Genomic DNA, 21,897 nt, shown 5'->3' on the forward strand with positions numbered 1-21,897 from the left:
CGTCGTGCCGCACGCTCCCTACGCAGTTCAGCGGCGCCCCTGAAGGCGGAGCGCGACCGACTGAGCGTGCGCTGGCAGGCCCTCCGCCGTGGCCAGCGCGACGGTGGCGGGGCCTAGCTTGTCTAGTGCGGCGGCATCGAGGTGGAGGAAGCTGGTGCGCTTCATGAAATCGGTGACGCCGAGCCCGCTGGCGAAGCGCGCGCGCCGCCCGGTGGGCAGCACATGGTTCGGGCCCGCGACGTAATCGCCAATCGCCTCGGGCGTATGGCGGCCGAGGAAGGCGGAGCCAGCGTGGCGCAGCCGATCGAACAGCGGCTGGGGATCATCCACGGCGATCTCGACGTGCTCGGGCGCCAGCGCATCGACCAGTGGCATCGCCTCGTCGAGGTCGCGGACCAGAATGATCGCGCCGCTGCGCTCCCACGCGATCCGCGCCGTCTCGCCCGTCGCTAGCCCACCGAGCTGCCGCTCGACCGCGGCGGCGACGGCATCGGCGAAGCGGCAGTCGTCGGTGAACAGGATCGACTGCGTCGTCACGTCATGCTCGGCCTGGCTGAGCAGATCGGCGGCGATCCATTCGGGATCATTCGCGCCGTCCGCGACGACGACGATCTCGCTCGGCCCGGCGACCATATCGATCCCGACGACGCCGTAGACCTGGCGCTTGGCTTCGGCGACCCAGGCGTTGCCCGGCCCCGTCACGACGTCGACGCGCGCGATCCGCTCGGTGCCCCAGGCGAGCGCACCGACAGCTTGCGCGCCGCCGATCCGCCACACCTCGTCCGCCCCGGCGAGATGCGCCGCGGCGAGGACGAGCGGATTGATGAAGCCCTTCGGCGTCGGCGTCACGACGACGAGCCGCTCGACACCCGCCACCTTGGCCGGAATCGCGTTCATCAGCAGCGTCGATGGGTAAGCCGCCCGCCCGCCGGGAACATAGATTCCCGCGGCATCCACCGCCCGCCACCGCGCGCCCAGGCGCACACCGGCATCGTCGGTGAACGCCGTGTCGTCCGGGCGCTGCTTCTCGTGATAGGCGCGGATCCGCGACGCCGCGAGTTCGAGTGCGGAACGCAAATCGGGTTCGAGGCGGTCGAACGCGTCGGCGCAATCACCGAGCGGGACCGACCAGCCGCCGGCATCGAGGTCGTGGCCGTCGAACCGCTGGGTATAGTCGCGCAGCGCCGCATCGCCTTCCGCACGAACGCGCGCGAGGATCGCCGACACGTCGCGCGTCACGTCGCTGTCCGACTCGCGGCGCGCGTCGACCAGCGACGCAAAGTCCGCGGCAAAATTCGCTTCGGCGGTGGATAGACGGATCATGCGGCGGCAGCCTCGGTCACCGCGCGGCGGAAGGCCTCCACCAGTGGCACCACGCGGCCCGCGCGCATCTTCATCGCTGCGCGGTTGACGATCAGACGCGACGACACCTCGAGGATCCGTTCGACCTCGACCAGCCCGTTCTCCTTCAGCGTGCGGCCCGACGAGACGAGATCGACTATCCGCGGCGCGAGGCCGAGCATCGGAGCAAGTTCCATCGCGCCGTTGAGCTTGATGCATTCGGCCTGCACGCCGCGCCGCGCAAAATGCTGCGCCGTCAAATGCGGATATTTGGTCGCGACGCGCACGTGGCTCCAGCCGCGCGGATCGTCGCGCGCGGCGAGATCGGCGGGCTCGGCGACCGACAGGCGGCAATGGCCGATGCCGAGATCGACCGGCGCGTAGAGTTCGGGATAGGCAAACTCGCCGAGCACGTCCGATCCGACGATGCCGAGCTGCGCCGCCCCATGCGCGACGAAGGTCGCCACGTCGAACGCGCGCACGCGGATCAGCGCGATGCCCGCATCCTGCGTCGCAAAGCGCAGCGCGCGGCTGTCTTCGTCGAAGAACGCCGGCTCGGGCACCACGCCGGCGGCGGCGAGCAGCGGCTGCACCTCGGCAAGGATGCGCCCCTTGGGAACGGCGATGACGAGCGGTTCGGCCATGCCGCGGGCTTTACGGGGCGGTGGATGGAGGCGCAACAAGGGGCAGCAACGGAGGCGCAAATGGCAGACGAGGCGACCAATCGCGTGGCATTCATGATCCAGCACCATTATTGCACGGTGATGGCGGCGCCGATCACCGCGCGCGTCTGCCAGGCGCTGTCGACGGCGGTATCCCGCGATAGCCGGACGGGCGCGCGCGTTCTCGACTGGCCGGGCGAGCCGACCGCGGACGCGCTGCCGCTGCGGCTGGTCGGCGGGCTGCACGCGCTGCATCGCGACGGCACCGCGCCGGATTTGAGCCAAGTGTTCAGCGGCGAGATTACCGACGAGGCGGCAGTCGCGCGGATCATCGGCGAAACGCTGGTGGCGCATGACGATGCGCTGTTCGGCTGGCTTGATTCGCCGCCGCAGACGAACGAGCCGGGGCGATCGGCCGCGCTGATGACCGGCCTGATCGATGTCGTGCGCCGCTTCGACCAGCCGATCGCGCTGCTCGAGATCGGCTCAAGCGCTGGGCTGAACCTGATGATCGATCGCTTCGGCTTTGATCTGGGCGGCTCGCGCTACGGCCCCGCCGATGCCGCCGTGACGATCCGGCCCGAGTGGCGGGGCGATGCGCCGCCGCCTGCGGACGTACGCTTCGCCTCAATCCGCGGGGTCGACATCCAGCCGATCGATGCGCGCGATCCGGCGAACGCGCGGCGGCTTGCCGCCTATGCCTGGATCGACACGCCCGAGCGGATCGCGCGGATCGAGCAGGTCATTGCGCTGATCAATGCCGATCCGCCGCGGTTAGATGCCGGCGATGCCGCGCAGTGGGTGGCGGAGCGGCTGGCCGAGCCGCAGGCGGCGGGCGAGACACGGGTGCTGATCCACTCGGTCGTGTGGCAATATCTCGGTGCGGCGCGGCAGGCGACGATCCGCGAATCGATGGCGATGGCGGCGGCGCGCGCGACGCCAGAGCGGCCGCTCGCCTGGGTGCGGATGGAGCCCAACAAGCAGAGCGCGGTGCAGGAAGTGTGGGTGCAGGCGTGGCCCGGCGCCGCCGCGCCGCGCCGCGTGGCGCAGAGCCACGCGCACGGCACGTGGGTTGCGCCGACCGACCCGGCCGATACGCCACCCGACGGCGATTTCGTGTCAGGCGGCGCCGGCTATTGGGAGAATGCGGCGACACGCAAGCTGGCTGGCGCATAGGTCCGGTCGTCGCCGCCCGCTCCCACCTGCTCGGCCCTGATCAGGGATAGCTCACCGTGTTGGGCTGGCCCGGGATCGGGATCCACTCGATCTCGTCACCCGGCACGACGGGGAACTCGCGCGCCATCCAGGCGCGCTTCGCCTCCTGAATGCGCTCGCGCGACGAGCTGACGAAATTCCACCACACGTGGCGCGGGGTCTTGAACGCTTCGCCGCCCGCAAGCATCGCCCGCGCACCGCCCGCGCTGCGCAGCGTCGCGGCAATCCCTGGACGCACGACATAGAGCCGCTGCGGTTCGAGCGGCAGCCCTTCGAGCGTCGCGTCGCCTTCGACAAGATAGATCGCGCGCTCGTCCGCCTCGGCATCGATCGGCACGCTGGCCCCTCCGGCAAGGCGAATGTCGGCGTAGATCGTGCCGGCATAGGTCGTCGTCGGCGCAGACTTGCCCCACAGATCGCCCATGATGATGCGCGCGGTGACGCCGGCGCCCTCGATCACGGGCAGATCGTCAGCAGCAACGTGCTCGAAGGCCGGCGCGATCTCCTCGCGCCCGTCAGGCAGCGCGAGCCACGTCTGGATGCCCGACAGCGCGGGGCCGCCGGGGCGGACATCCTCGGGCGAGCGCTCCGAGTGGACGATGCCGCTGCCCGCCGTCATCAGGTTCACCGCCCCCGGCCGGATCGTGATCGCGGTGCCGAGCGAATCGCAATGCCCCATCGCGCCGTCGAACAGGTAGGTGACGGTCGACAGGTTGATGTGCGGATGCGGACGCACGTCGATCCCCTGCCCCGGCGGCAACTGTGCCGGACCCATCTGGTCGAAGAACAGGAACGGGCCGACCATCGTGCGCTCGCGGTGGGGCAGCGTGCGATGCACCTTGAACCCGCCGATGTCGTGAGTGGCGGGCAGCAGGGTCTGTTCGATCAGGTCTTCACGCGTCATCGGTCGCCTCCAGCATCGCCGGCAGATCGGCGGGGTAGATCGTCTCGGGCCAGTCGGCGAGTTCGTCGCGCGCGAACCAGCGCCAAGTCGTCATCACGCGCCGCTCGAGATCGGTGTGCCCGGCGGGATCGATCACCGGGGCATCGACGTCGACGCGGAACCAGCGCTCGTCCGCGGTGACCGCAATTCGCTCGAGCGTCAGGAACTCGACGTTGCGCTGCGCCACCTCAGGACCCGGATCGGCGGCGATCCCGGTCTCTTCGTACAATTCCCGGCGCGCCGCGGCGGCATAGCTCTCGCCGGGATCGAGCGCGCCGCCCGGCGTGCACCAGAACGGGGGGCGATCGTCGGGCGTGAAGCGAAACAGCAGCGCACGGCCGGCGCGATCGACGAGCATGATCCGCGCCGCGGGCCGCTTCGCGCGCGCGACCAGCCGCTCGGCAGGCGCCGCCGCGTCACGCGTCATCGTCGAGCTCGGGATAATGGCGGAAGATGCCGTCCTCGTTGAACGCGATGCGGCGATCGCTGGCGAGATAGGCGGCGATCCCCGGCAGCGCCGCGACTCGATCGTGCAACGCGATCAGCCGCGGATAATCCTGCTCGATCGCCGCCATCCGCCGCGGGAACATGTAGCGCAGCCCGGCGACGACCTGGAACAGCGAGGTATCGGCGTAGCTCCACCGATCGCCGGCCAGCCAGTCGCCCGTATTGGCGCCGGCCGCGGCCTCGAAATGCGCGAGGAATTTGGGCAGCCGCTCGGCACGGAACTGTGCCGCGGCGCGCGCCGCCTCGCTCGCTTGCTCGTCGTAATAGGCCATCATGTCGACCGGATGGTGCACGTTGTGCACCTCGGCGACGAGATCGGCGATCGTCAGCTGGAGCTGATTGATCCACAGCCGATCGGCAAGCGCGGACGGGGCGAGATCGTGCCGCTCACCCAGATACAGAAGGATATTGGCGACCTGCGCGATGGTGATCCCGTCCGCCTCCAGATAGGGCGGCGCGAACGGCGTGCGGCCGGTGCGTGCCTTCATGTCCGCGACGAGCGCCTCTGCACCGGCATCGCGCGCGCAGTCCTCGTACGCGATACCTGCGGCCTCGAGCGGCAAGCGGATAAACTCGCCGCGCCCCTGCAGATCGGGCCAGTACCACAAGCGATAGGTCACGCGGGTGCATCCCCCGGCGCGAGCGTCTTCATCGCCAGCGCGTGGATCGAGTCGCGCATGAGATCGCCGAGCGCCTGGTTGACGAGGCGCTGGCGCGCGACGCGCGAGAGCCCGGCGAAGGCTGCACTCTCGACAACGACGCGGAAATGCGACTCGCCCGATCCATCGTCGCCCGCATGGCCGCGATGCTGCGCGCTTTCGTTGATCACGGCGAGCCGCGTCGGGGCGAGCGCCTGGGTGAGACGAGCGGTGATCGCCTGTTCGATCGGGCCGGTGGAAGCGTCGGTCATGCTGCCTACATAATGCGTTTTGACGGGGATTGTCGGGTTTTGGCGAAGGAAAGGGCGAACACACGGTTTCACGGAAGGATCGAAGGCGATCGGCCGTGCGCCGTACCCGGTTGCCCCGCGCCGGGTGAATTCAGGGCGCCGCCGCTCGAAGGGGCGAGCAGCGACGGGCCGCCGGCGTTCCGCTGGTTCTGCCTGGAGCACGTTCGCGCGTTCAATGCCGGGTACAATTACTTCGACGGGATGACGGCGGAGGAGATCCACCATGCGCAGCGTCCGCTGGCGGGGTGGGAGCGCGAGACGCGCGCCTTCGCCCGCGCGGGTGGCGGCGATCCGGGGCCGCGCTGGCACGATTTCGCCGACCCGCTCGACGCGATCAGCGCGCGCTTCCGCCGCGAGACCGCGCCCGAGCGCGCCGACGGCAAGCCGCTGTCGGGGCAGGATCGCGCGAGCCTCAGGGTGCTCGGGCTCGCGGCGGACGCCGACCGATCGGCGCTGCGCAAGCGCTACAGCGAATTGGTGCGGCGCTATCACCCAGATCGCAACGGCGGCGACCGCAGCCACGAAGCGATGCTGCAACAGGTGATTGCGGCGTATCAGCAGCTACGCCAGGCGCCGGCGTTTGCGTGAAGCGCGGCCGGCTTAGCCCGCGTCATCGCCAGATAAGGCGGGTCGGCAGGGCGCGAAACAAGAAGGGCCCCGGCATCGCTGCCAGGGCCCTTTCCTGTCTGTGCCTATCGGCAAGACCGCCTAGTCGCGGTCGTTCGTCAGGAAGGCCGGCGCGAACTCGGGGGCGTTGCCCTCGTCGCTACCGCCTTCACGGCCACCCTCCGGGCGCGGGCCGCGATCGCGGCGCGGACCACGGTCGCCGCCGCCACGTGGGCCACGATCGCCACCGCGGCCGCCGCGATCGCCGCCGCCGTCACGGCGCGGGCCACGGTCGCCGCGCGGCTCGCGCGGTTCACGTGCCGGGCGCGTGTCCTCGAGCTCGGCGCCGGTCTCCTGATCAACGACGCGCATCGACAGGCGAACCTTGCCGCGCGGATCGATCTCGAGGACCTTGACCTTTACTTCCTGGCCTTCGGACACGACGTCACCCGGCTTCTCGACGCGCTCGTTCTTCATCTCGGAGACGTGGACGAGACCGTCCTTGCCACCCATGAAGTTCACGAACGCACCGAAGTCGACGATGTTGACGACCTTGCCGTTGTAGATCTTGCCGACTTCCGCCTCTTCGACGATGCCCTTGATCCACTTGATCGCGGCCTCGATCTGCGAGTGATCGGACGAGCTGATCTTCACCACGCCCTCGTCGTCGATGTCGACCTTGGCGCCGGTGGTGGCGACGATCTCGCGGATCACCTTGCCGCCGGTGCCGATGATGTCGCGGATCTTGGACTTGTCGACCGTCAGCGTCTCGATCCGCGGCGCATGCGCCGACAGTTCGGTCCGGGTTTCGCCCAGCGCCTTGTTCATCTCGCCCAGGATGTGCGCACGGCCTTCCTTGGCCTGGTGCAGCGCCGCCTCGAAGATCTCCTTGGTGATGCCGGCGATCTTGATGTCCATCTGCATCGTGGTGATGCCTTCGGACGTGCCAGCCACCTTGAAGTCCATGTCGCCGAGGTGATCCTCGTCACCCAGGATGTCGGACAGGATCGCGAAATCCTTGCCTTCCAGGATCAAGCCCATGGCGATGCCAGATACCGGGCGCGAGATCGGCACGCCGGCGTCCATCAGCGCCAACGACCCACCGCACACCGACGCCATCGACGACGAGCCGTTGGACTCGGTGATGTCGCTGGTCAGGCGGATGGTGTACGGAAACTCTTCCTTCGACGGCAGCACCGGGTGCAGCGCACGCCATGCCAGCTTGCCGTGGCCGACCTCGCGGCGGCCCGGCGCGCCGAAGCGGCCCACTTCACCGACCGAGTAGGGCGGGAAGTTATAGTGCAGCATGAAGTGCTGATACGACAGGCCATTGAGGCCGTCGATCATCTGCTCCGCATCGCGGGTGCCGAGCGTCGCGGTCGCGATCGTCTGCGTCTCACCGCGCGTGAACAGCGCGGAGCCATGCGCACGCGGCAGGAAGTGCGTCTCTGCTTCGATCGGGCGGATCTGCGTGGTGGTACGGCCGTCGATGCGCTTGCCGTCCTTCAGGATCGCCTGACGGACGATGTTCGCCTCCAGCTTCTTCACCAGCTTCAGCGTGCCGAGATACTGGGCGGGATCGCTTTCCTTGAGGTCGGCGAACGCCTCGCGCGCTTTGGTGCGTGCCGCATTCAGCGCGTTCTGGCGCTGCTGCTTGTCGGTCAGCTTGTAGGCGGCTGCGATGTCCTTGCCGATCGCCTTGTCGAGCTTCTTCATGGTCGCCGACTTGTCGTCGACCGGTGCCAGCTCCCACGGATCCTTGGCGGCCTGCTCGGCGAGCTTGACGATCGCCTTGACGACTTCACGGCAGGCATCGTGCGCGAACAGCACGGCGCCAAGCATGATCTCTTCCGACAGCTCCTTGGCTTCGGATTCGACCATCATCACCGCATCGTAGGTGGCGGCGACGACCAGATCGAGCTGACCCTCTGCGACCTGCTTGTCGGTCGGGTTCAGGACGTACTCGCCATCGACATAGCCGACGCGTGCGGCACCGATCGGGCCCATGAAGGGCACGCCCGAGATGGTGAGCGCGGCCGACGCGGCGACCATCGAGAGGATGTCGGGCTCGTTCTCGCCGTCATAGCTCAGCACCTGAGCGATGGCGTTGATCTCGTTGTAGAAGCCTTCCGGGAACAGCGGGCGGATCGGGCGGTCGATGAGACGCGAAACCAGCGTCTCCTTTTCGGTCGCACCGCGCTCACGCTTGAAGAAGCCGCCCGGGATGCGCCCGGCCGACGAAAACTTTTCCTGGTAGTGGACGGTAAGCGGGAAGAAATCCTGCCCTTCCTTGACCGTCTTGGCCGCGGTGACGGCGCACAGCACCACCGTCTCGCCGAGCGTCGCGATCACCGCGCCGTCGGCCTGGCGGGCAACCTTGCCCGTCTCGAGCGTCAGGGTGTCGCCGCCCCACTCGATGCTTACCGTTTTCTTGTCGAACATGTCGTTTCCTTCACTCCGGCCGCCCTATGCAGCCGGGGCCTGCTTGAGCCAGTCTTGGCTCGTGCCAGTCGGGCCTTATTGCCCGCTGGCGTTGCACGCTCGCGTCACACGCGAAGCGCAAATGCGAGAAGGGCGCCGCGAGGGCGCCCTTCCGTAATTACTTGCGAAGACCGAGCTTCGCGATGAGGGCGAGGTAGCGATCCCCATCCTTCTTGCGCAGATAATCGAGCAGCGAGCGGCGCTTGTTGACCATCATGAGCAGGCCGCGGCGCGAGTGATTGTCCTTCGCATGGCCCTTGAAATGCTCGGTCAGGTTGCGGATCCGCTCGGTCAGGATCGCGACCTGCACCTCGGGCGAACCAGTGTCGCCTTCGGCGCGCGCGTGATCCTTGATGAGTTCCTGGCGGCGTTCTGCGGTGATCGTCACGTATTTTCCTTCGACATCGTCATAGGTTGAAGCCGCGTACGACACGACCCTCACGGGTCTGGACCTCGATCAGCGCCACCGGCACGTCGTGCAAGCAGGCGAAATACTGGCCATCGTCGGCAGCGATCCCGGCCAGAACACGCCCCTGGCGGAGCGCCCCTGCCTGGTCGGGGGTGAGGGATAGAGCCGGGATGTCGTCCAGCCCCGCCCTCAATGGCAGGATCAGGTGTTCAAGGGTGCGCGCCTTAGCGGCTTCGCTCAATTTGTCCAGCGATATCGCGTGGGACAGGTCGAACGGGCCGGCGCGGGTGCGCCGCAAATAGGTGACGTGGCCGACGGTGCCGAGCGCGAGCGCGATATCGCGCGCGAGGCTGCGGATATAGGTGCCCTTGGAGACGAGCGCGGTGAACGTCGCCGTCTCCACCTCCCCTGCCGCCGGCGCATCGGTAAGCGAAAGGGCATGGATCGTTACGCCGCGGCTCGCGAGCACCACCGCCTCGCCAGCGCGGGCGAGATCATAGGCGCGACGCCCGTCCACCTTTAGCGCGGAATAGGCGGGCGGCATCTGGTCGATCGCGCCGGTGAAGCGTGGCAGAATCGCGGATATGGCGGCACGCGACGGGCGAACGTCGCTCGTCGCGATCACCGCGCCCTCCGTATCGAGCGTGTCGGTCTGCGTCCCGAACGACACGGTGAAGTCGTATGCCTTGTCGCCGTCGAGCATCCGGCCGGCGAGCTTGGTCGCCTCGCCGAGCGCGATCGGCAGCACGCCCGACGCAAGCGGATCTAGCGTGCCGCCGTGACCGATCTTGGCCTTAGCATAGCCGCCGTCACGCAGCGCGCGCTTGACCGCGCTGACGCCCTGCGTCGAGCCGAGCCCGAGCGGCTTGTCGAGGATGAGCCAGCCGTTCACCTTGAACCCTTACGACAGCGCCTGCGCAAACCCGAGATACTGGCGCACGAGCCAGTCGGCGGGCGGGCCGACGAGCTTGGCGACGATGCTCGCGCCCGGCCAGATCATCGGCACGACGACGAACAGGATGATGACGAGCGGGAAGCCGAACCGCGCAAGCTTCGCCCACTCCACGGCAAGGCGCCGTGGCAGGACGCCCTGCACGACATGCCCCCCGTCGAATGGCGGCAGCGGCAGCAGGTTGAACACCGCGAGGAAGATGTTGATCAGCAGGAAATTGACGAGGTTGGCGAGGACGAAGCCCGCCAGTCCCTGCGGCGGCGCCTCCGCCCCGCCGAACAGTACGCCGAGGGCGATCGCCGCCACTGCCGCGAGCGCAAAGTTCATGCCCGGCCCGGCGAGTGCGACCGCGACCATGCCCCAGCGCGGGTTGCGCAGCCGCGTGCCATCGACCGGCACCGGCTTCGCCCAGCCGAACACCGGCGCCTTGGCGAGCGCGAGCGCGAGCGGCAGGATCACCGTGCCGACCGGATCGACGTGGCGCAGCGGATTGAACGACAGGCGGTTGAGCCGCGCGGCGGTGGGATCACCCAGCGCGCGTGCCATCAGCCCGTGCGCCACTTCGTGGAAGACGATCGCGATCACCAGCGGGATGATCCATACCGCGGCGGCGTAGACGACATTGTCGGGTGTCATGCAGCGCGAGATAGGCGCGGCGCGCTGGTTGCGCCAGCGGTGTGCCTGCGTTGGCATAGCGGCGCTATCGGCAATGATGACCGCCGCTCACGCTGTCGGCGGAGTGCAACGGACGGAAAAGTTGCCGATCTCGCGTCAGCCGCCGTCGCCCGCCAATGCGGCGGTGAAATGGCGGCGGCACAGCGCGACGTAGCGATCGTTGCCGCCGATCTCGGTCTGCGCGCCCGCCGCGACCGGCTTGCCGGCTGAATCGACGCGCAGGTTCATCGTCGCCTTGCGCCCGCACGCGCAGACCGACTTGATCTCAACCAACGCATCCGCGAGCGCGAGCAGCCGCGCCGATCCCTCGAACAGCGCGCCCTGGAAATCGGTGCGCAGCCCGTAGGCGAGGACGGGAATACGATCGATATCGGCGAGCCGGGCGAGCTGGTCGACCTGCGCGGCGGTGAGGAACTGCGCCTCGTCGACGAGCACGCAGGCGATACTTTCCTCGGCATGGCGATCGAGCACGCATGCGGCGATGTTGGTGTCAGCGTCGAACATCGTTGCGGCGGCCGACAGGCCGATCCGCGAGGTGATCGTACCCGCAGCGAAGCGGTCGTCGATCGCCGCAGTGAACAGCATCGTCGCCATGCCGCGCTCGCGATAATTGAAGTCGGCCTGGAGCAGGTTGGTCGATTTGCCCGCGTTCATGCTGGCGTAGTAGAAATAGAGCTTGGCCATGCGTCGATCTCGCCGATCCGGCTACGTCGCGCTACCGTTTTCGCGTCAAAGGCAGACGCGCTTCGGCAAGGGGCTAGCTGCATCAACGGGAAGCGCAGTAGCATCATTGCGCGAGATCACCGCGCAACTGAATCGGCCGAGTGTTCCGATCAGTCGCGGTCGCCGTCCAGATCGCGCGCGACCTTGGGATCGCGAAGCAGCTGGTCGATGTGCGTGCCCTCGTCGAAGCTCTCGTCGGCGAGGAACTTGAGCCGCGCGGCATATTTCATCTTCACGCGGTGTGCGACTTCGCGTTGCAGATAGGCGGTGTTGGTACGCAGCGCCTTCAGCACCTTCTCCTCGTCGCGGCCGAGCAGCGGCTTCACGAACACGGTCGCATGCCGCAGGTCGGGCGACATGCGCACTTCGGTGACGCTGACGAGGTGGCTGGCGAGCACGTCGTCGTGCACGTCGCCACGCTGCAAAATCTCGGACAGGATGTGGCGCACCTGCTCACCGACGCGCAGCGTGCGAACGGATTTCTCTGGCTGTTCGGTCATCGTGCAAAACCTCCCCTCCGCCGCACAGCGACGGAGGGGATCGTCCCTTAGAGCGTGCGCTCGCGCATCTCGACTTCGTAGGTCTCGAGGAAGTCGCCCGACTTGATGTCGGTAAAGTTCTGCGTGAACGTCACGCCGCACTCGAGGCCAGCGCGAACCTCGGGCACGTCGTCCTTGAAGCGGCGCAGCGACGCGATCTCACCCTGGTAGATGATGACGTCGTTGCGCGTGATGCGCGCCTTGAGCGCCTTGCGGATGACGCCTTCGACGACCAGCAGACCGGCAGCGCGGCCATGCTTGCCGGCCGAGAACACCTCGCGGATCTCCGCGCGGCCGACGACCGTCTCGAACGCTTCCGGCCCGAGCTGCCCCGCCATGCCCGCACGGATCTCGTCAATCAGGTCATAGATGACGTCGTAATATTTCAGCGCCACCTTGTGCCGATCGGCGATTTCGCGCGCCTTGGCGTTGGCGCGAACGTGGAAGCCGATGATCGGCGCGCCCGATGCCGCTGCGGCGTTGACGTCACTCTCAGTGATACCGCCGACCGCCGAGTGCAGGATACGCACGCGGATGTCGTCGGTCGACAGCTTGTTGAGCGACGCGACGATCGCCTCGACGGTGCCTTGCGTGTCCGCCTTGACGACGATCGGATATTCGATCGCCTTGTTCGCCGCGAGCGCGGAGAACATGCTCTCGAGGCTGGCCGGCGCCGACGTGGTGCGCTTCTGCGTCAGCACGCCCTGGCGATATTCGGCGACTTCGCGCGCACGCGCCTCGCTCTCCACCACCTGCAGGCGATCGCCCGCCGATGGCGTGCCAGAGATGCCGAGCACCTCGACCGGCATCGACGGCTCGGCCTGCTTGAGCTGGCGTCCCTTGTCGTCGACCAGCGCACGCACCTTGCCGCTCTCCGCACCGACGACGAAGATGTCGCCGACCTTGAGCGTGCCGCGCGTGACGAGCATCGTCGCGACCGGACCGCGCCCCTTGTCGAGCTTCGCCTCAATCACGCTGCCCTCGGCATCGCGATTGGGGTTGGCCTTCAGCTCCATCAGTTCGGCCTGCAGCTGGATCTTCTCGATCAGCTCGTCGAGGCCGGTCTTCTTGAGCGCCGACACTTCGACGTCCTGCGTCTCGCCGCCCATCGCTTCGACCTGGACGTCATGCTCGAGCAGCCGCTCGCGCACGCGCTGCGGATTGGCGTCGTGCTTGTCGATCTTGTTGATCGCGACGATCATCGGCTTGCCGGCGGCCTTGGTGTGGTTGATCGCCTCAATCGTCTGCGGCATCAGCCCGTCGTCAGCGGCAACCACCAGCACCACGATGTCGGTCACGTCCGCGCCGCGCGCGCGCATCGCGGTGAACGCCTCGTGGCCCGGCGTGTCGAGGAAGGTGATCTTCGACTTGTCCTTCAGCGTCACCTGATAGGCGCCGATATGCTGCGTAATGCCGCCGGCCTCGCCGCGCACCACATCGGTGCCGCGGAGCGCGTCGAGCAGGCTGGTCTTGCCGTGATCGACGTGACCCATGATCGTGACGACCGGGGGACGCGGCAGCAGCTGCTCCTCGGTATCCTCGGTGGTGTCGAGCACCAGATCGATGTCGCTGTCGCTGACACGTACGACGTTGTGACCGAATTCGGTGACGAGCAGCTCGGCCGTATCCTGATCGATCGTCTGCGTCATCGTGACGGGCGAGCCCATCTTGAACAGCGCCTTGACGAGGTCCGCGCCACGCTCGGCCATGCGGTTGGCGAGTTCCTGGACGGTGATCGCCTCGGGCACCTGCACGTCGCGCACCTGCTTCGCCTGCGGCTCGCGCGGGCCGGTCCAGCCGCGCTTCTCCTTCTCGCGCGCACGCTTCAGCGCGGCGAGCGAGCGGGCACGCGCGCCGTCCTCGTTCAGGGCACGATTGACGGTCAGCTTGCCGCCGCGACGTTCGTCGCCCTTGCGATCACGCTGCTGCGGGCGCGCCGGCGGCGCGCTGCGCGGCGTGGCCTGACCCGACGGCAGGCTGCGCGTGGGCTGGCTGCCGCTCGCAGTCGACGCCGCAGCGGGTGCCGGCTCGGGCTTGGGCTCGGGCTTCGGCTGCGGCTTGGGAATCTCGGGACGCGCCACCGGCGAGAAGCGGCGCGGCGCCGGCATCGACGGATCGCGCGCCAGTTCCAGGATTTGCGGCGGCGCGGGCGGTGCGGCCGGCGTCGCAGGCGCAGCCGGTGCCGCTGGCTGCGGGGTGGCGGCAGCAACGGGCGCCGGCGTTGGCGCAGCAGGCGCTTCAGTCACCGGCGTTTCGGCTACCGGGGCAGGAGCAGGCTCGGGCGCCGGCTCGGGTGCGGCCGTCGGCTCAGGCGCCGGCGTAGCGGCGACCTTTGCCTGCTCGGCCTCCGCTGCCGCCTTTTCCTCGGCCCGGCGGCGCTCGTCTTCCGCGGCGCGCGCACGCTCGGCTTCCTCGCGGTGGCGCAGCTCCTCGAGCGTGCGCATCCGCTGATCCTCGGCCTCGCGCAGCATGCGGGCCTGACGCTCCTGCGGCGTCTCGTTCGACGGCGCGCGCGGCGGCGTCGGCGCAGGGGCGGGTGCAGCCGGCGCTGCAACCGGTGCCGGCGCGACGGGCGCTTCTGCGACCGGCGCCGGATCGCCCGGGCGACGGATCGTGCGCGCCTTCTTCGTCTCCACGATCACCGTGTTCGAGCGGCCGTGGCTGAAGCTCTGCTTCACCTTGCCGGTCTCGACCGTGCGCCGAACGCCCAGCGGCGCGCGCATGCCAAGTTTCGGCTTTTCGTTGTCGGTCTCGCTCACTCAAAATCCTCGTGTGTCGTCACGGCCGGTTCATGCCCGGAAAGTCCGGGCGCCGATGCGCCTTGCGCGGCCGTTGCGCAAGGTGCGGCAATCGGGTTCGCCGTCGAGGCATCGCCTTGACGGAAACCCACAGGGTCGGGGCCGATGAAATGCCGCCAGCGATCGAGCGCCTCGCCCAACCTGCCGGCCGCCAAGCGGTCGGTGACGCCGATATGTACCACGTTTTCGCGGCCCAGCGCCATCGACAATATGGGGCGCGCGACCGGAAGAACCAAGCCCCGAAGATCGGAGCCTTCGCGGTCCGATCCCACCCGCCATGCCTGTGCCAGCCGGCGACAGCCGTCCTCGCTCGCATCGGCGGCATGGTAGAGTGCGTGGAGACGCCCGGCCCGCGCCGCCTCCGCGATCCGTTCCGATCCGGTAAGCAGCATGCCGGCGCGCGATTCGAGCCCCAGCCGGTCGAGCGCATTGCGTTCGAGCGCCTCGGCGACGAGCGCGGCAAGATCATCGGGGATGACGATCTCGCCCGTCTTGAACGCCCGCGCCAGCGCGCCGCGCAACTTGCCCTTGGCCTGCGCCGTCTCGAGCGCCGCGCGCGTCACGCCAATCCACGCCCCGCGCCCCGGCGCCTTGGCGCGCACGTCGGGCAGGACGCGGCCGTCCGGCGCACGCACGAGTCGGACGAGGCCATCACGGGGGGCCTCGTCACGCGAGAGAATGCAGGTCCGGATAGGATCGCTCATGCGCCGCCTCCATCGCGGCGGCGGGACATGCGCACGACGTCACCGCCCGCCGAGGTGGGAGACAGTTGAAGCCGAACCTGCCGGAGTGTCGTTAGCCGATCATTGCGAGGGACCCGCATGCGCGTCTCCCTCGCTCGTCGCCGCTTTGGGCGCGTCCCGATCGGCGATCAGCACGCCCCCGGCGCCGTAATTCTCCGTCGACACCTCTTCGATCACGATCTGCACCGCGGCCGGGTTCTTGCCCAGCCGGGTGACGAGCGAGGACGTGACGTCAGCCACGATCCCCGCCTTCTGCTCCTTCGATGCGGAGCCCGATATCCTGATCGAGACGAACGGCATCAGGCCTCCGATCCCTCCGTCTGCGCCGCCGGCTCATCCTCGAACCAATGCGCGCGTGCGGCCATAATGATCTCGTTGCCCTGCTCCTCGGTGAGGCCATACTGACCAAGCACCCCGCCCTTGTGCTCGGGACGCTTGGGCGCGTCCTCGTTGCGGCGGCGCGGCTCGGCACGCTTCTTCTCGATCAGCTCGTCAGTGGCGAGATCGGCGACATCGTCGAGCGTCCGGATCCCGGCCTTGCCCAATGTTACCAGCATCGCCTCGGTCAGGTGCGGCAGCTCAGCCACGGCGTCCTCGACGCCAAGCGCGCGGCGCTCGTCGCGATTGGCCTGCTCGCGGCGCTCGATCGCCTCGGCAGCGCGGCTCTGCAGCTCCTGCGCGAGATCCTCGTCGAAGCCCTCGATCGCAGCGAGCTCGTCGAGCTCGACGTAAGCGACCTCCTCCATCTCGGTGAAGCCTTCCGCCACCAGCAGCTGCGCCAGCGTCTCGTCGACGTCGAGCTCGTTCTGGAACATCTCGGTCCGCGTGACGAAGTCCTGCTGGCGCTTCTCCGACGAATCGGTCTCGGTCATGATGTCGATTGCCTTGGCCGTCAGCTGGCTGGCGAGACGCACGTTCTGCCCGCGGCGGCCAATTGCGAGGCTCAGCATGTCGTCGGGCACGACGACCTCGATCCGCTCCTCTTCTTCGTCGATAATCACGCGGCTAACGTTGGCCGGCTGCAGCGCGTTGACGACGAAGGTCGCGATGTCGGGCGACCAGGGGATGATGTCGATCTTCTCGCCCTGCATCTCCTGCACGACGGCCTGGACGCGGCTGCCCTTCATGCCGACGCAAGCGCCGACCGGATCGATCGACGAGTCGTGGCTGATGACGCCGATCTTGGCGCGCGAACCCGGATCGCGGGCGGCGGCCTTGATCTCGATGATGCCGTCGTAGATCTCGGGCACTTCCTGCGCGAACAGCTTCTTCATGAAGTCGGGATGCGCGCGGCTGAGGAAGATCTGCGGCCCACGGTTTTCGCGGACCACCTTTAGGATAAGGCTGCGGATGCGGTCGTTCACGCGCACCACTTCGCGCGGGATCTGCTGGTCGCGGCGGATCACGCCCTCTGCACGACCCAGATCGACGACGATGTGGCCGAACTCGACGCGCTTGACGACGCCGGTGATGATCTCGCCCGCGCGATCCTTAAATTCCTCATACTGGCGCTCGCGCTCTGCATCGCGGACCTTCTGGAAGATCGTCTGCTTGGCAGCCTGCGCCTGGATGCGGCCGAATTCGATCGGGGGCAGCGGATCGACCAGATAGTCGCCGACCTTGGCGCCAGTTTGCAGCTTCTGCGCCCCGGCGACGTCGACCTGCTTGTAGAGATCGTCGACCTCCTCAACGACCTCGACGACGCGCCACAGTCGCAGATCGCCGTTGTTCGCGTCGAGCTTCGCGCGAATGTCCATTTCCTGGCCGTAGCGCGTACGCGCCGCACGCTGGATCGCATCCTCCATCGCTTCGATGACGATCGCCTTGTCGATCATCTTCTCGCTGGCGACGCTGTTGGCGATCGCGATCAGTTCCGCGCGGTTCGCGGTGACGCCGGTGGCCATTGCTTAGGATTCCTCTGCTTCGATTTCTTCCTCGTCCGCGCCTTCGATCGAGAGCGGGACGGTTGCTGCAATCAACTTGTCGGTGAGCACCAGCTTGGCATCGACGATCCGGCCGAACGGCACGCTCGCGACGCTGCCGGTGCGATTGCGGATCGAGATGTCCTCGCCGTCGACGGCCGCGATCTCGCCGCGGAACTGCTTCTGCCCGTCGAGCGGCGCGTCGAGCGTCAGCTTCGCCTCATGCCCCTGCCAGTCGGCATAGTCGGCGAGGCGGGTCAGCGGACGATCGATCCCGGGGCTCGACACTTCGAGGCGGTAGGCGCCGTCGATCGGATCACGCCCCGCCTCTTCCAGCGCGTCGAACACGTCGGAGATGCGACGCGACAGATCGGCGCAGTCGTCGATCGTGAGCTGCCGCGTATCGGGCCGCTCGGCCATCACCTGCAACGTGCGCTCATCGCCCTTGCCGAACAACGCCACGCGCACGAGATCGAAGCCGAGCGCGGTCGCTTCGGGTTCGATCAATCGAATCAGCGCGGAAATGTCCGTCATCGAGGCTCCAAGCACGGGTCGTTGCCGCCGCGGAGCGAGCCCCGCGACCCCTTGCATCTAACGATGTAAGAGAAAGCACGCGCGATATAGCGCAGGCGCCCGCCCGCGACAATCCCCGTACGCAATGATCGGCGGGCCGGTCAGTCGGCGAACAGCAGCACGGGCGTTTCGAGCAGTTTCTTCACCGCTTGGACGTAGCTCGCCGCGTCCCAGCCATCGACCACGCGGTGGTCGCAGCTGATCGACAGATTCATCAGCTTGGCGCGAACAATGTCGTCGCCCCTGAAGACCGGCCGCTCGACGATCTTGTTCGGCCCGATGATCGCGACCTCGGGTCGGTTGATGACCGGTGTCGTCGCGATGCCGCCGAGCGGCCCGAGCGAGGTGACGGTGATCGTCCCGTTGCCCAATTCGTCGGGCTTCAGCTTCTGCGTGCGAGCCGCCTCGGCGAGGCGCCCGATCTCGCCCGCGAGTTGCCACACGTTCTTGTCCTGCGCGTCGCGGATCACCGGCACCGTCAGCCCGGCGTCGGTCTGCGCCGCGATCCCCATGTGCACTTTCCCCGAGCGCGTCACCACACCCGTCTCGTCGTCGTAGCGCGCGTTGAGCATGGGAAAGTCGGGCAACGTGCGGCAGATCGCGACGATCAGAAACGGCAGCATGGTGAGCTTGGGCCGCCCACCACGATTGTCGTTGAGGTCCGCGCGCATCTCTTCCAGCGCGGTCACGTCGATCTCGTCGACATAGGTGAAGTGCGGAATGTGGCGCTTCGACGCTGCCATGTTCTCGGCAATGCGGCGGCGCATCCCGATCACCTTGACCTGCTCGTCCGCCCGCGCGCGGCTGGCGTGCGGCGCGTGATAGCCCTGCCCGCCGGCGTAGCGCAGATAGGCGTCGAGATCGGCGTGACGGATGCGATCGCCCTCCGACACCTTCACCTGGGTCAGGTCAACGCCGAGGTCCTTCGCGCGCGCACGCACCGTCGGGGAGGCGAGAACGGGCGCGGCCGGCGACACGGCAGGCGCGCTCGGCGCGATATCCGCAGGCGATGTCTGCGGCGCAGAGGGCGCGGCGGCAGCTGGTGCCGGAGCGGCGGAAGACACAGTTTCCGCGACTTCCTCGACGCCCGGGTTCTCCGCCTCAAACGCCTCGGCCTCGTCCGCACCGCCGAGCTTCTGCTCCACCGTCGCGGCGGGGGCGGGAGCGTTGTCTGCTGCGTCTGCCTCGGTCTCGATCACCACCAGCATCGCGCCGATCGCCACCTGATCGCCAACCTCGCCGGCAACCTCGACGACCGTCCCCGACACCGGCGATTCCATCTCGACGGTCGCCTTGTCGGTCATCATGTCGGCGATATTCTGGTCTTCCTCAACCCGGTCGCCGACCTTGACGTGCCAGCCGACGATCTCCGCCTCGGCAATGCCTTCGCCGATGTCGGGCAGCTTGAACGTGAAACGCGCCATGTGCCGATCAGTCCTTCAGAATCTTCTTGAGTGCCATGCCGATGCGCACGGGGCCGGGGAAATACGCCCACTCCAGGCTGTGCGGATAGGGCGTGTCGAAGCCCGTCACCCGCTCCACCGGCGCTTCGAGGTGGTAGAAGCAGCGCTCCTGCACCAGCGCCGACAGTTCCGCGCCGAACCCGCCGGTGCGCGTCGCCTCGTGCACGATCAGGCAGCGCCCGGTCTTCTTCACGCTTTCCTCGATGGTCTCGATGTCGAGCGGCACAAGCGTCCTGAGGTCGATGATCTCGGCATCGACGCCGGTATCCTCGACGACCTGCGCGCAGACGTGCACCATCGTACCGTAGGCGAGCATCGTCACCGCCTCGCCTTTGCGTACCACCGCCGCCTTGCCGAGCGGGATCTTGTAATAGCCGGTCGGCACCTCGCCGCCGGGATGCTTAGACCAGTTCGCCGCCGGGCGATCCCAATGCCCGTTGAACGGCCCGTTGTAGATGCGCTTGGGCTCGAAGAAGATCGTCGGATCATTGTCCTCGATCGCCGCGATCAGCAGCCCCTTGGCGTCGTACGGCGTCGACGGGATCACCGTCTTTAGCCCCGACACGTGGGTGAAGATGCCCTCCGGGCTTTGCGAGTGCGTCTGCCCGCCGAAGATGCCGCCGCCGAACGGCGAGCGCACCGTGATCGGCGCGGTGAACTCGCCGTCCGAGCGGTAGCGCAGCCGCGCCGCCTCGCTGACGAGCTGGTCGAGCGCAGGGTAGATATAATCGGCGAACTGGATCTCGGGCACCGGGCGAAGGCCGTAGGCGCCCATGCCGATCGACACGCCGATGATGCCGATCTCGGTGATCGGCGTGTCGAACACGCGCGTCTTGCCGTATTTCGCCTGCAGGCCCGCGGTGGCGCGGAACACGCCGCCGAAATAGCCGACATCCTCGCCCATCACCACGACGCCCGCGTCGCGTTCCATCATCACGTCCATGGCGGAATTGATCGCCTGGATCATGTTCATGCGGGTGGTGGCGTCCGTGGCGGCATCCGCCACAACCGGCACAGCCGGCGCATCGTTCGTATCAGCCACGTCGCTCACTTTCGATCCCACGGTCGGCCGCTCTCGGTCTCTTCGTCGATCATCTGCTGGCGCTGCTCGCGCAGGTGCCAGGGCATTTCCTCGAACACGCCATCGAACAGCGTATCGAGCGGCTGGTGCAAGCCGTGGCCGAGGATACCGTTCTTCTCGGCTTCCTTCTGCGCCGCCTTCACCTCGCTGGCGACCTCGCGGTCCATCGCCGCGTGTCGCTCGTCGTCCCACTCGCCGATCGTGACGAGGTGATCCTTGAGCCGACGGATCGGATCGCCAAGCGGCCACGCGGTCGGCTCACCGGCGGAGCGATATTGCGTCGGATCGTCGGAGGTCGAATGGCCTTCCGCGCGATAGGTGAAATGCTCGATCAGCGTCGGTCCCTGGTTGGTCCGTGCGCGCTCCGCCGCCCATTGCGTCGCCGCATAAACCGCCAGCGCGTCGTTGCCGTCGACGCGCAGCCCGGCGATGCCGTAACCGACCGCACGCGCCGCGAACGTCGTCGCTTCCGCCCCCGCGAAGCCCGAGAAACTCGAGATCGCCCACTGGTTGTTGACGACGTTGAAGATCACCGGCGCGCGGTAGACCGTCGCAAAGGTCAGCGCGGAGTGGAAGTCGCCTTCCGCGGTCGATCCTTCGCCGCACCAGGTCGCCGCGATGCGCGTGTCGCCCTTCGACGCGGAGGCCATCGCCCAGCCCACCGCCTGTGGATATTGCGTCGTCAGATTGCCCGAGATCGAGAAGAAGCCGAAGCGCTTCTCCGAATACATGATCGGCAGCTGCTTGCCCTGCAGCTTGTCGCCGCGATTCGAGTAGATCTGGTTCATCATGTCGACCAGCGGGCAGCCACGCGCGATCAGCAGGCCCTGCTGGCGATACGAGGGGAAGCACATGTCTTCGGCATCGAGCGCATAGGCCTGCGGTACCGCCACCGCCTCCTCGCCGAGCGACTTCATGTAGAAGCTCGTCTTGCCCTGTCGCTGCGCGCGGAACATGCGCTCGTCGAATGCGCGCACCGTCGCCATGTGGCGCAGCATGCGGCGCAGCGTGTCGGGTGACAGCTTGGGATCCCAAGGGCCGACCGCGCGGTTCTCCTCGTCGAGCACGCGCACCATCGTGTAGACGAGATCGGTGAAACCGCGCGCATCCTCGGCGGTGTCGGGCCGCCGGGCAGATCCCGCGGGGGGGACGTCGACGTCGGCGAAGTCGACCGTGTCGCCGGGGCGGAACTTGGGCTCGGGCACATGCAGCGCGAGCGGGGGCAGGTTGCTGCGGGCGGCGTCCGCCATGGTCTCTCCGGTTTCAAACGCGTCGGGCAAAACGCACCAACGCGTCGCTCGGCGCCTTGTTATAA

Annotated in this window: 22 protein-coding genes; 2 read left to right on the top strand and 20 right to left on the bottom strand. The window is 67.8% G+C overall.

What is annotated here, in order from left to right; genetic code table 11:
- Positions 1-27 precede the first annotated feature (27 nt).
- Positions 28-1,323 carry a histidinol dehydrogenase gene (gene hisD, locus B7L05_RS04160; protein ID WP_085808928.1) on the bottom strand — a complete coding sequence of 432 codons (1,296 nt, stop codon included), beginning with the start codon at positions 1,321-1,323 and terminating at the stop codon, positions 28-30.
- Entirely contained in the window at positions 1,320-1,985 is a 666-nt protein-coding gene (gene hisG, locus B7L05_RS04165) for an ATP phosphoribosyltransferase (RefSeq protein ID WP_085808929.1), read from the bottom strand. The genes hisD and hisG overlap by 4 nt, the downstream gene beginning before the upstream one ends.
- 60 nt (positions 1,986-2,045) lie before the next feature.
- Here hisG and B7L05_RS04170 point away from each other — a divergent pair, with 60 nt between their 5' ends.
- Complete coding sequence (locus tag B7L05_RS04170; RefSeq protein ID WP_085808930.1) at positions 2,046-3,179, top strand: DUF2332 domain-containing protein; 1,134 nt, start codon at positions 2,046-2,048, stop codon at positions 3,177-3,179.
- 40 nt (positions 3,180-3,219) lie between these two features.
- On the opposite strand, the gene B7L05_RS04175 is transcribed toward B7L05_RS04170, so the two are convergent.
- The 4 genes from B7L05_RS04175 to B7L05_RS04190 are packed head-to-tail and all read right to left on the bottom strand — an operon-like array spanning position 3,220 to position 5,578.
- Entirely contained in the window at positions 3,220-4,122 is a 903-nt protein-coding gene (locus tag B7L05_RS04175) for a pirin family protein (RefSeq protein ID WP_085808931.1), read from the bottom strand.
- Positions 4,112-4,588, bottom strand: a complete 477-nt coding sequence (locus B7L05_RS04180) for an NUDIX hydrolase (protein WP_085808932.1) — start codon at positions 4,586-4,588, stop codon at positions 4,112-4,114. The genes B7L05_RS04175 and B7L05_RS04180 overlap by 11 nt, the downstream gene beginning before the upstream one ends.
- Positions 4,578-5,288, bottom strand: coding sequence for a glutathione S-transferase (locus B7L05_RS04185; protein ID WP_085808933.1), 711 nt, complete (start codon positions 5,286-5,288; stop codon positions 4,578-4,580). Before B7L05_RS04185 ends, B7L05_RS04180 begins: the two co-directional genes overlap by 11 nt.
- Positions 5,285-5,578, bottom strand: coding sequence for a BolA family transcriptional regulator (locus B7L05_RS04190; protein WP_085808934.1), 294 nt, complete (start codon positions 5,576-5,578; stop codon positions 5,285-5,287). The genes B7L05_RS04185 and B7L05_RS04190 overlap by 4 nt, the downstream gene beginning before the upstream one ends.
- Positions 5,579-5,617: 39 nt before the next feature.
- Between B7L05_RS04190 and B7L05_RS04195 the strand changes: the two genes are divergently transcribed.
- Complete coding sequence (locus tag B7L05_RS04195; RefSeq protein ID WP_375601241.1) at positions 5,618-6,205, top strand: J domain-containing protein; 588 nt, start codon at positions 5,618-5,620, stop codon at positions 6,203-6,205.
- A gap of 120 nt (positions 6,206-6,325) precedes the next feature.
- Here B7L05_RS04195 and pnp read toward each other — a convergent pair whose 3' ends face one another.
- The 14 genes from pnp to B7L05_RS04265 form a co-directional block, all read right to left on the bottom strand.
- Positions 6,326-8,665, bottom strand: coding sequence for a polyribonucleotide nucleotidyltransferase (gene pnp, locus B7L05_RS04200; RefSeq protein ID WP_085808936.1), 2,340 nt, complete (start codon positions 8,663-8,665; stop codon positions 6,326-6,328).
- Positions 8,666-8,822: 157 nt separating this feature from the next.
- The gene (gene rpsO, locus B7L05_RS04205) at positions 8,823-9,092 is read right to left on the bottom strand and encodes a 30S ribosomal protein S15 (RefSeq protein WP_076745033.1); all 270 of its coding nucleotides are present in this window, start codon (positions 9,090-9,092) and stop codon (positions 8,823-8,825) included.
- A 19-nt stretch (positions 9,093-9,111) separates the two neighbouring features.
- The gene (gene truB, locus B7L05_RS04210; protein ID WP_085808937.1) at positions 9,112-10,005 is read right to left on the bottom strand and encodes a tRNA pseudouridine(55) synthase TruB; all 894 of its coding nucleotides are present in this window, start codon (positions 10,003-10,005) and stop codon (positions 9,112-9,114) included.
- A 9-nt stretch (positions 10,006-10,014) separates the two neighbouring features.
- Entirely contained in the window at positions 10,015-10,701 is a 687-nt protein-coding gene (locus B7L05_RS04215; RefSeq protein ID WP_085809097.1) for a site-2 protease family protein, read from the bottom strand.
- Between the two features lie 135 nt (positions 10,702-10,836).
- Positions 10,837-11,424: a thymidine kinase gene (locus B7L05_RS04220; protein WP_085808938.1), complete on the bottom strand. Its 588-nt coding sequence runs from the start codon at positions 11,422-11,424 to the stop codon at positions 10,837-10,839.
- A 149-nt stretch (positions 11,425-11,573) separates the two neighbouring features.
- Positions 11,574-11,963 (bottom strand): 30S ribosome-binding factor RbfA, encoded by a 390-nt coding sequence (rbfA, locus tag B7L05_RS04225; protein ID WP_085808939.1) that lies wholly within the window; start codon positions 11,961-11,963, stop codon positions 11,574-11,576.
- Between the two features lie 47 nt (positions 11,964-12,010).
- On the bottom strand, positions 12,011-14,761 hold the full coding sequence (infB, locus tag B7L05_RS04230) for a translation initiation factor IF-2 (protein WP_085808940.1): 2,751 nt from the start codon (positions 14,759-14,761) through the stop codon (positions 12,011-12,013).
- Entirely contained in the window at positions 14,758-15,504 is a 747-nt protein-coding gene (locus tag B7L05_RS04235; protein ID WP_085808941.1) for a DUF448 domain-containing protein, read from the bottom strand. The genes infB and B7L05_RS04235 overlap by 4 nt, the downstream gene beginning before the upstream one ends.
- A gap of 99 nt (positions 15,505-15,603) precedes the next feature.
- On the bottom strand, positions 15,604-15,843 hold the full coding sequence (locus B7L05_RS04240) for a 4-oxalocrotonate tautomerase family protein (protein ID WP_085808942.1): 240 nt from the start codon (positions 15,841-15,843) through the stop codon (positions 15,604-15,606).
- On the bottom strand, positions 15,843-17,447 hold the full coding sequence (gene nusA / locus B7L05_RS04245; RefSeq protein ID WP_085808943.1) for a transcription termination factor NusA: 1,605 nt from the start codon (positions 17,445-17,447) through the stop codon (positions 15,843-15,845). Before nusA ends, B7L05_RS04240 begins: the two co-directional genes overlap by 1 nt.
- Before the next feature lie 3 nt (positions 17,448-17,450).
- Positions 17,451-17,999, bottom strand: a complete 549-nt coding sequence (gene rimP, locus B7L05_RS04250) for a ribosome maturation protein RimP (RefSeq protein ID WP_085808944.1) — start codon at positions 17,997-17,999, stop codon at positions 17,451-17,453.
- Between the two features lie 140 nt (positions 18,000-18,139).
- On the bottom strand, positions 18,140-19,462 hold the full coding sequence (locus B7L05_RS04255; protein ID WP_085808945.1) for a dihydrolipoamide acetyltransferase family protein: 1,323 nt from the start codon (positions 19,460-19,462) through the stop codon (positions 18,140-18,142).
- 7 nt (positions 19,463-19,469) lie between these two features.
- Positions 19,470-20,474 carry an alpha-ketoacid dehydrogenase subunit beta gene (locus B7L05_RS04260; RefSeq protein WP_085809098.1) on the bottom strand — a complete coding sequence of 335 codons (1,005 nt, stop codon included), beginning with the start codon at positions 20,472-20,474 and terminating at the stop codon, positions 19,470-19,472.
- Positions 20,475-20,548: 74 nt separating this feature from the next.
- Positions 20,549-21,832 (bottom strand): 3-methyl-2-oxobutanoate dehydrogenase (2-methylpropanoyl-transferring) subunit alpha, encoded by a 1,284-nt coding sequence (locus B7L05_RS04265; RefSeq protein ID WP_085808946.1) that lies wholly within the window; start codon positions 21,830-21,832, stop codon positions 20,549-20,551.
- Positions 21,833-21,897: the final 65 nt, after the last annotated feature.

Source organism: Sphingomonas sp. TZW2008 (assembly GCF_002117915.1).
Taxonomy (GTDB): Bacteria; Pseudomonadota; Alphaproteobacteria; order Sphingomonadales; family Sphingomonadaceae; genus Sphingomonas.

Excerpts from the sequence above, each read along its gene's own strand:
- hisD (WP_085808928.1), bottom strand. The coding sequence starts at position 1,323 with ATGATCCGTCTATCCACCGCCGAAGCGAATTTTGCCGCGGACTTTGCG.
- hisG (WP_085808929.1), bottom strand. The coding sequence starts at position 1,985 with ATGGCCGAACCGCTCGTCATCGCCGTTCCCAAGGGGCGCATCCTTGCC.
- B7L05_RS04170 (WP_085808930.1), top strand. The coding sequence starts at position 2,046 with ATGGCAGACGAGGCGACCAATCGCGTGGCATTCATGATCCAGCACCAT.
- B7L05_RS04175 (WP_085808931.1), bottom strand. The coding sequence starts at position 4,122 with ATGACGCGTGAAGACCTGATCGAACAGACCCTGCTGCCCGCCACTCAC.
- B7L05_RS04180 (WP_085808932.1), bottom strand. The coding sequence starts at position 4,588 with ATGACGCGTGACGCGGCGGCGCCTGCCGAGCGGCTGGTCGCGCGCGCG.
- B7L05_RS04190 (WP_085808934.1), bottom strand. The coding sequence starts at position 5,578 with ATGACCGACGCTTCCACCGGCCCGATCGAACAGGCGATCACCGCTCGT.
- pnp (WP_085808936.1), bottom strand. The coding sequence starts at position 8,665 with ATGTTCGACAAGAAAACGGTAAGCATCGAGTGGGGCGGCGACACCCTG.
- B7L05_RS04215 (WP_085809097.1), bottom strand. The coding sequence starts at position 10,701 with ATGACACCCGACAATGTCGTCTACGCCGCCGCGGTATGGATCATCCCG.
- B7L05_RS04220 (WP_085808938.1), bottom strand. The coding sequence starts at position 11,424 with ATGGCCAAGCTCTATTTCTACTACGCCAGCATGAACGCGGGCAAATCG.
- rbfA (WP_085808939.1), bottom strand. The coding sequence starts at position 11,963 with ATGACCGAACAGCCAGAGAAATCCGTTCGCACGCTGCGCGTCGGTGAG.
- B7L05_RS04235 (WP_085808941.1), bottom strand. The coding sequence starts at position 15,504 with ATGAGCGATCCTATCCGGACCTGCATTCTCTCGCGTGACGAGGCCCCC.
- B7L05_RS04240 (WP_085808942.1), bottom strand. The coding sequence starts at position 15,843 with ATGCCGTTCGTCTCGATCAGGATATCGGGCTCCGCATCGAAGGAGCAG.
- nusA (WP_085808943.1), bottom strand. The coding sequence starts at position 17,447 with ATGGCCACCGGCGTCACCGCGAACCGCGCGGAACTGATCGCGATCGCC.
- rimP (WP_085808944.1), bottom strand. The coding sequence starts at position 17,999 with ATGACGGACATTTCCGCGCTGATTCGATTGATCGAACCCGAAGCGACC.
- B7L05_RS04255 (WP_085808945.1), bottom strand. The coding sequence starts at position 19,462 with ATGGCGCGTTTCACGTTCAAGCTGCCCGACATCGGCGAAGGCATTGCC.
- B7L05_RS04260 (WP_085809098.1), bottom strand. The coding sequence starts at position 20,474 with ATGAACATGATCCAGGCGATCAATTCCGCCATGGACGTGATGATGGAA.
- B7L05_RS04265 (WP_085808946.1), bottom strand. The coding sequence starts at position 21,832 with ATGGCGGACGCCGCCCGCAGCAACCTGCCCCCGCTCGCGCTGCATGTG.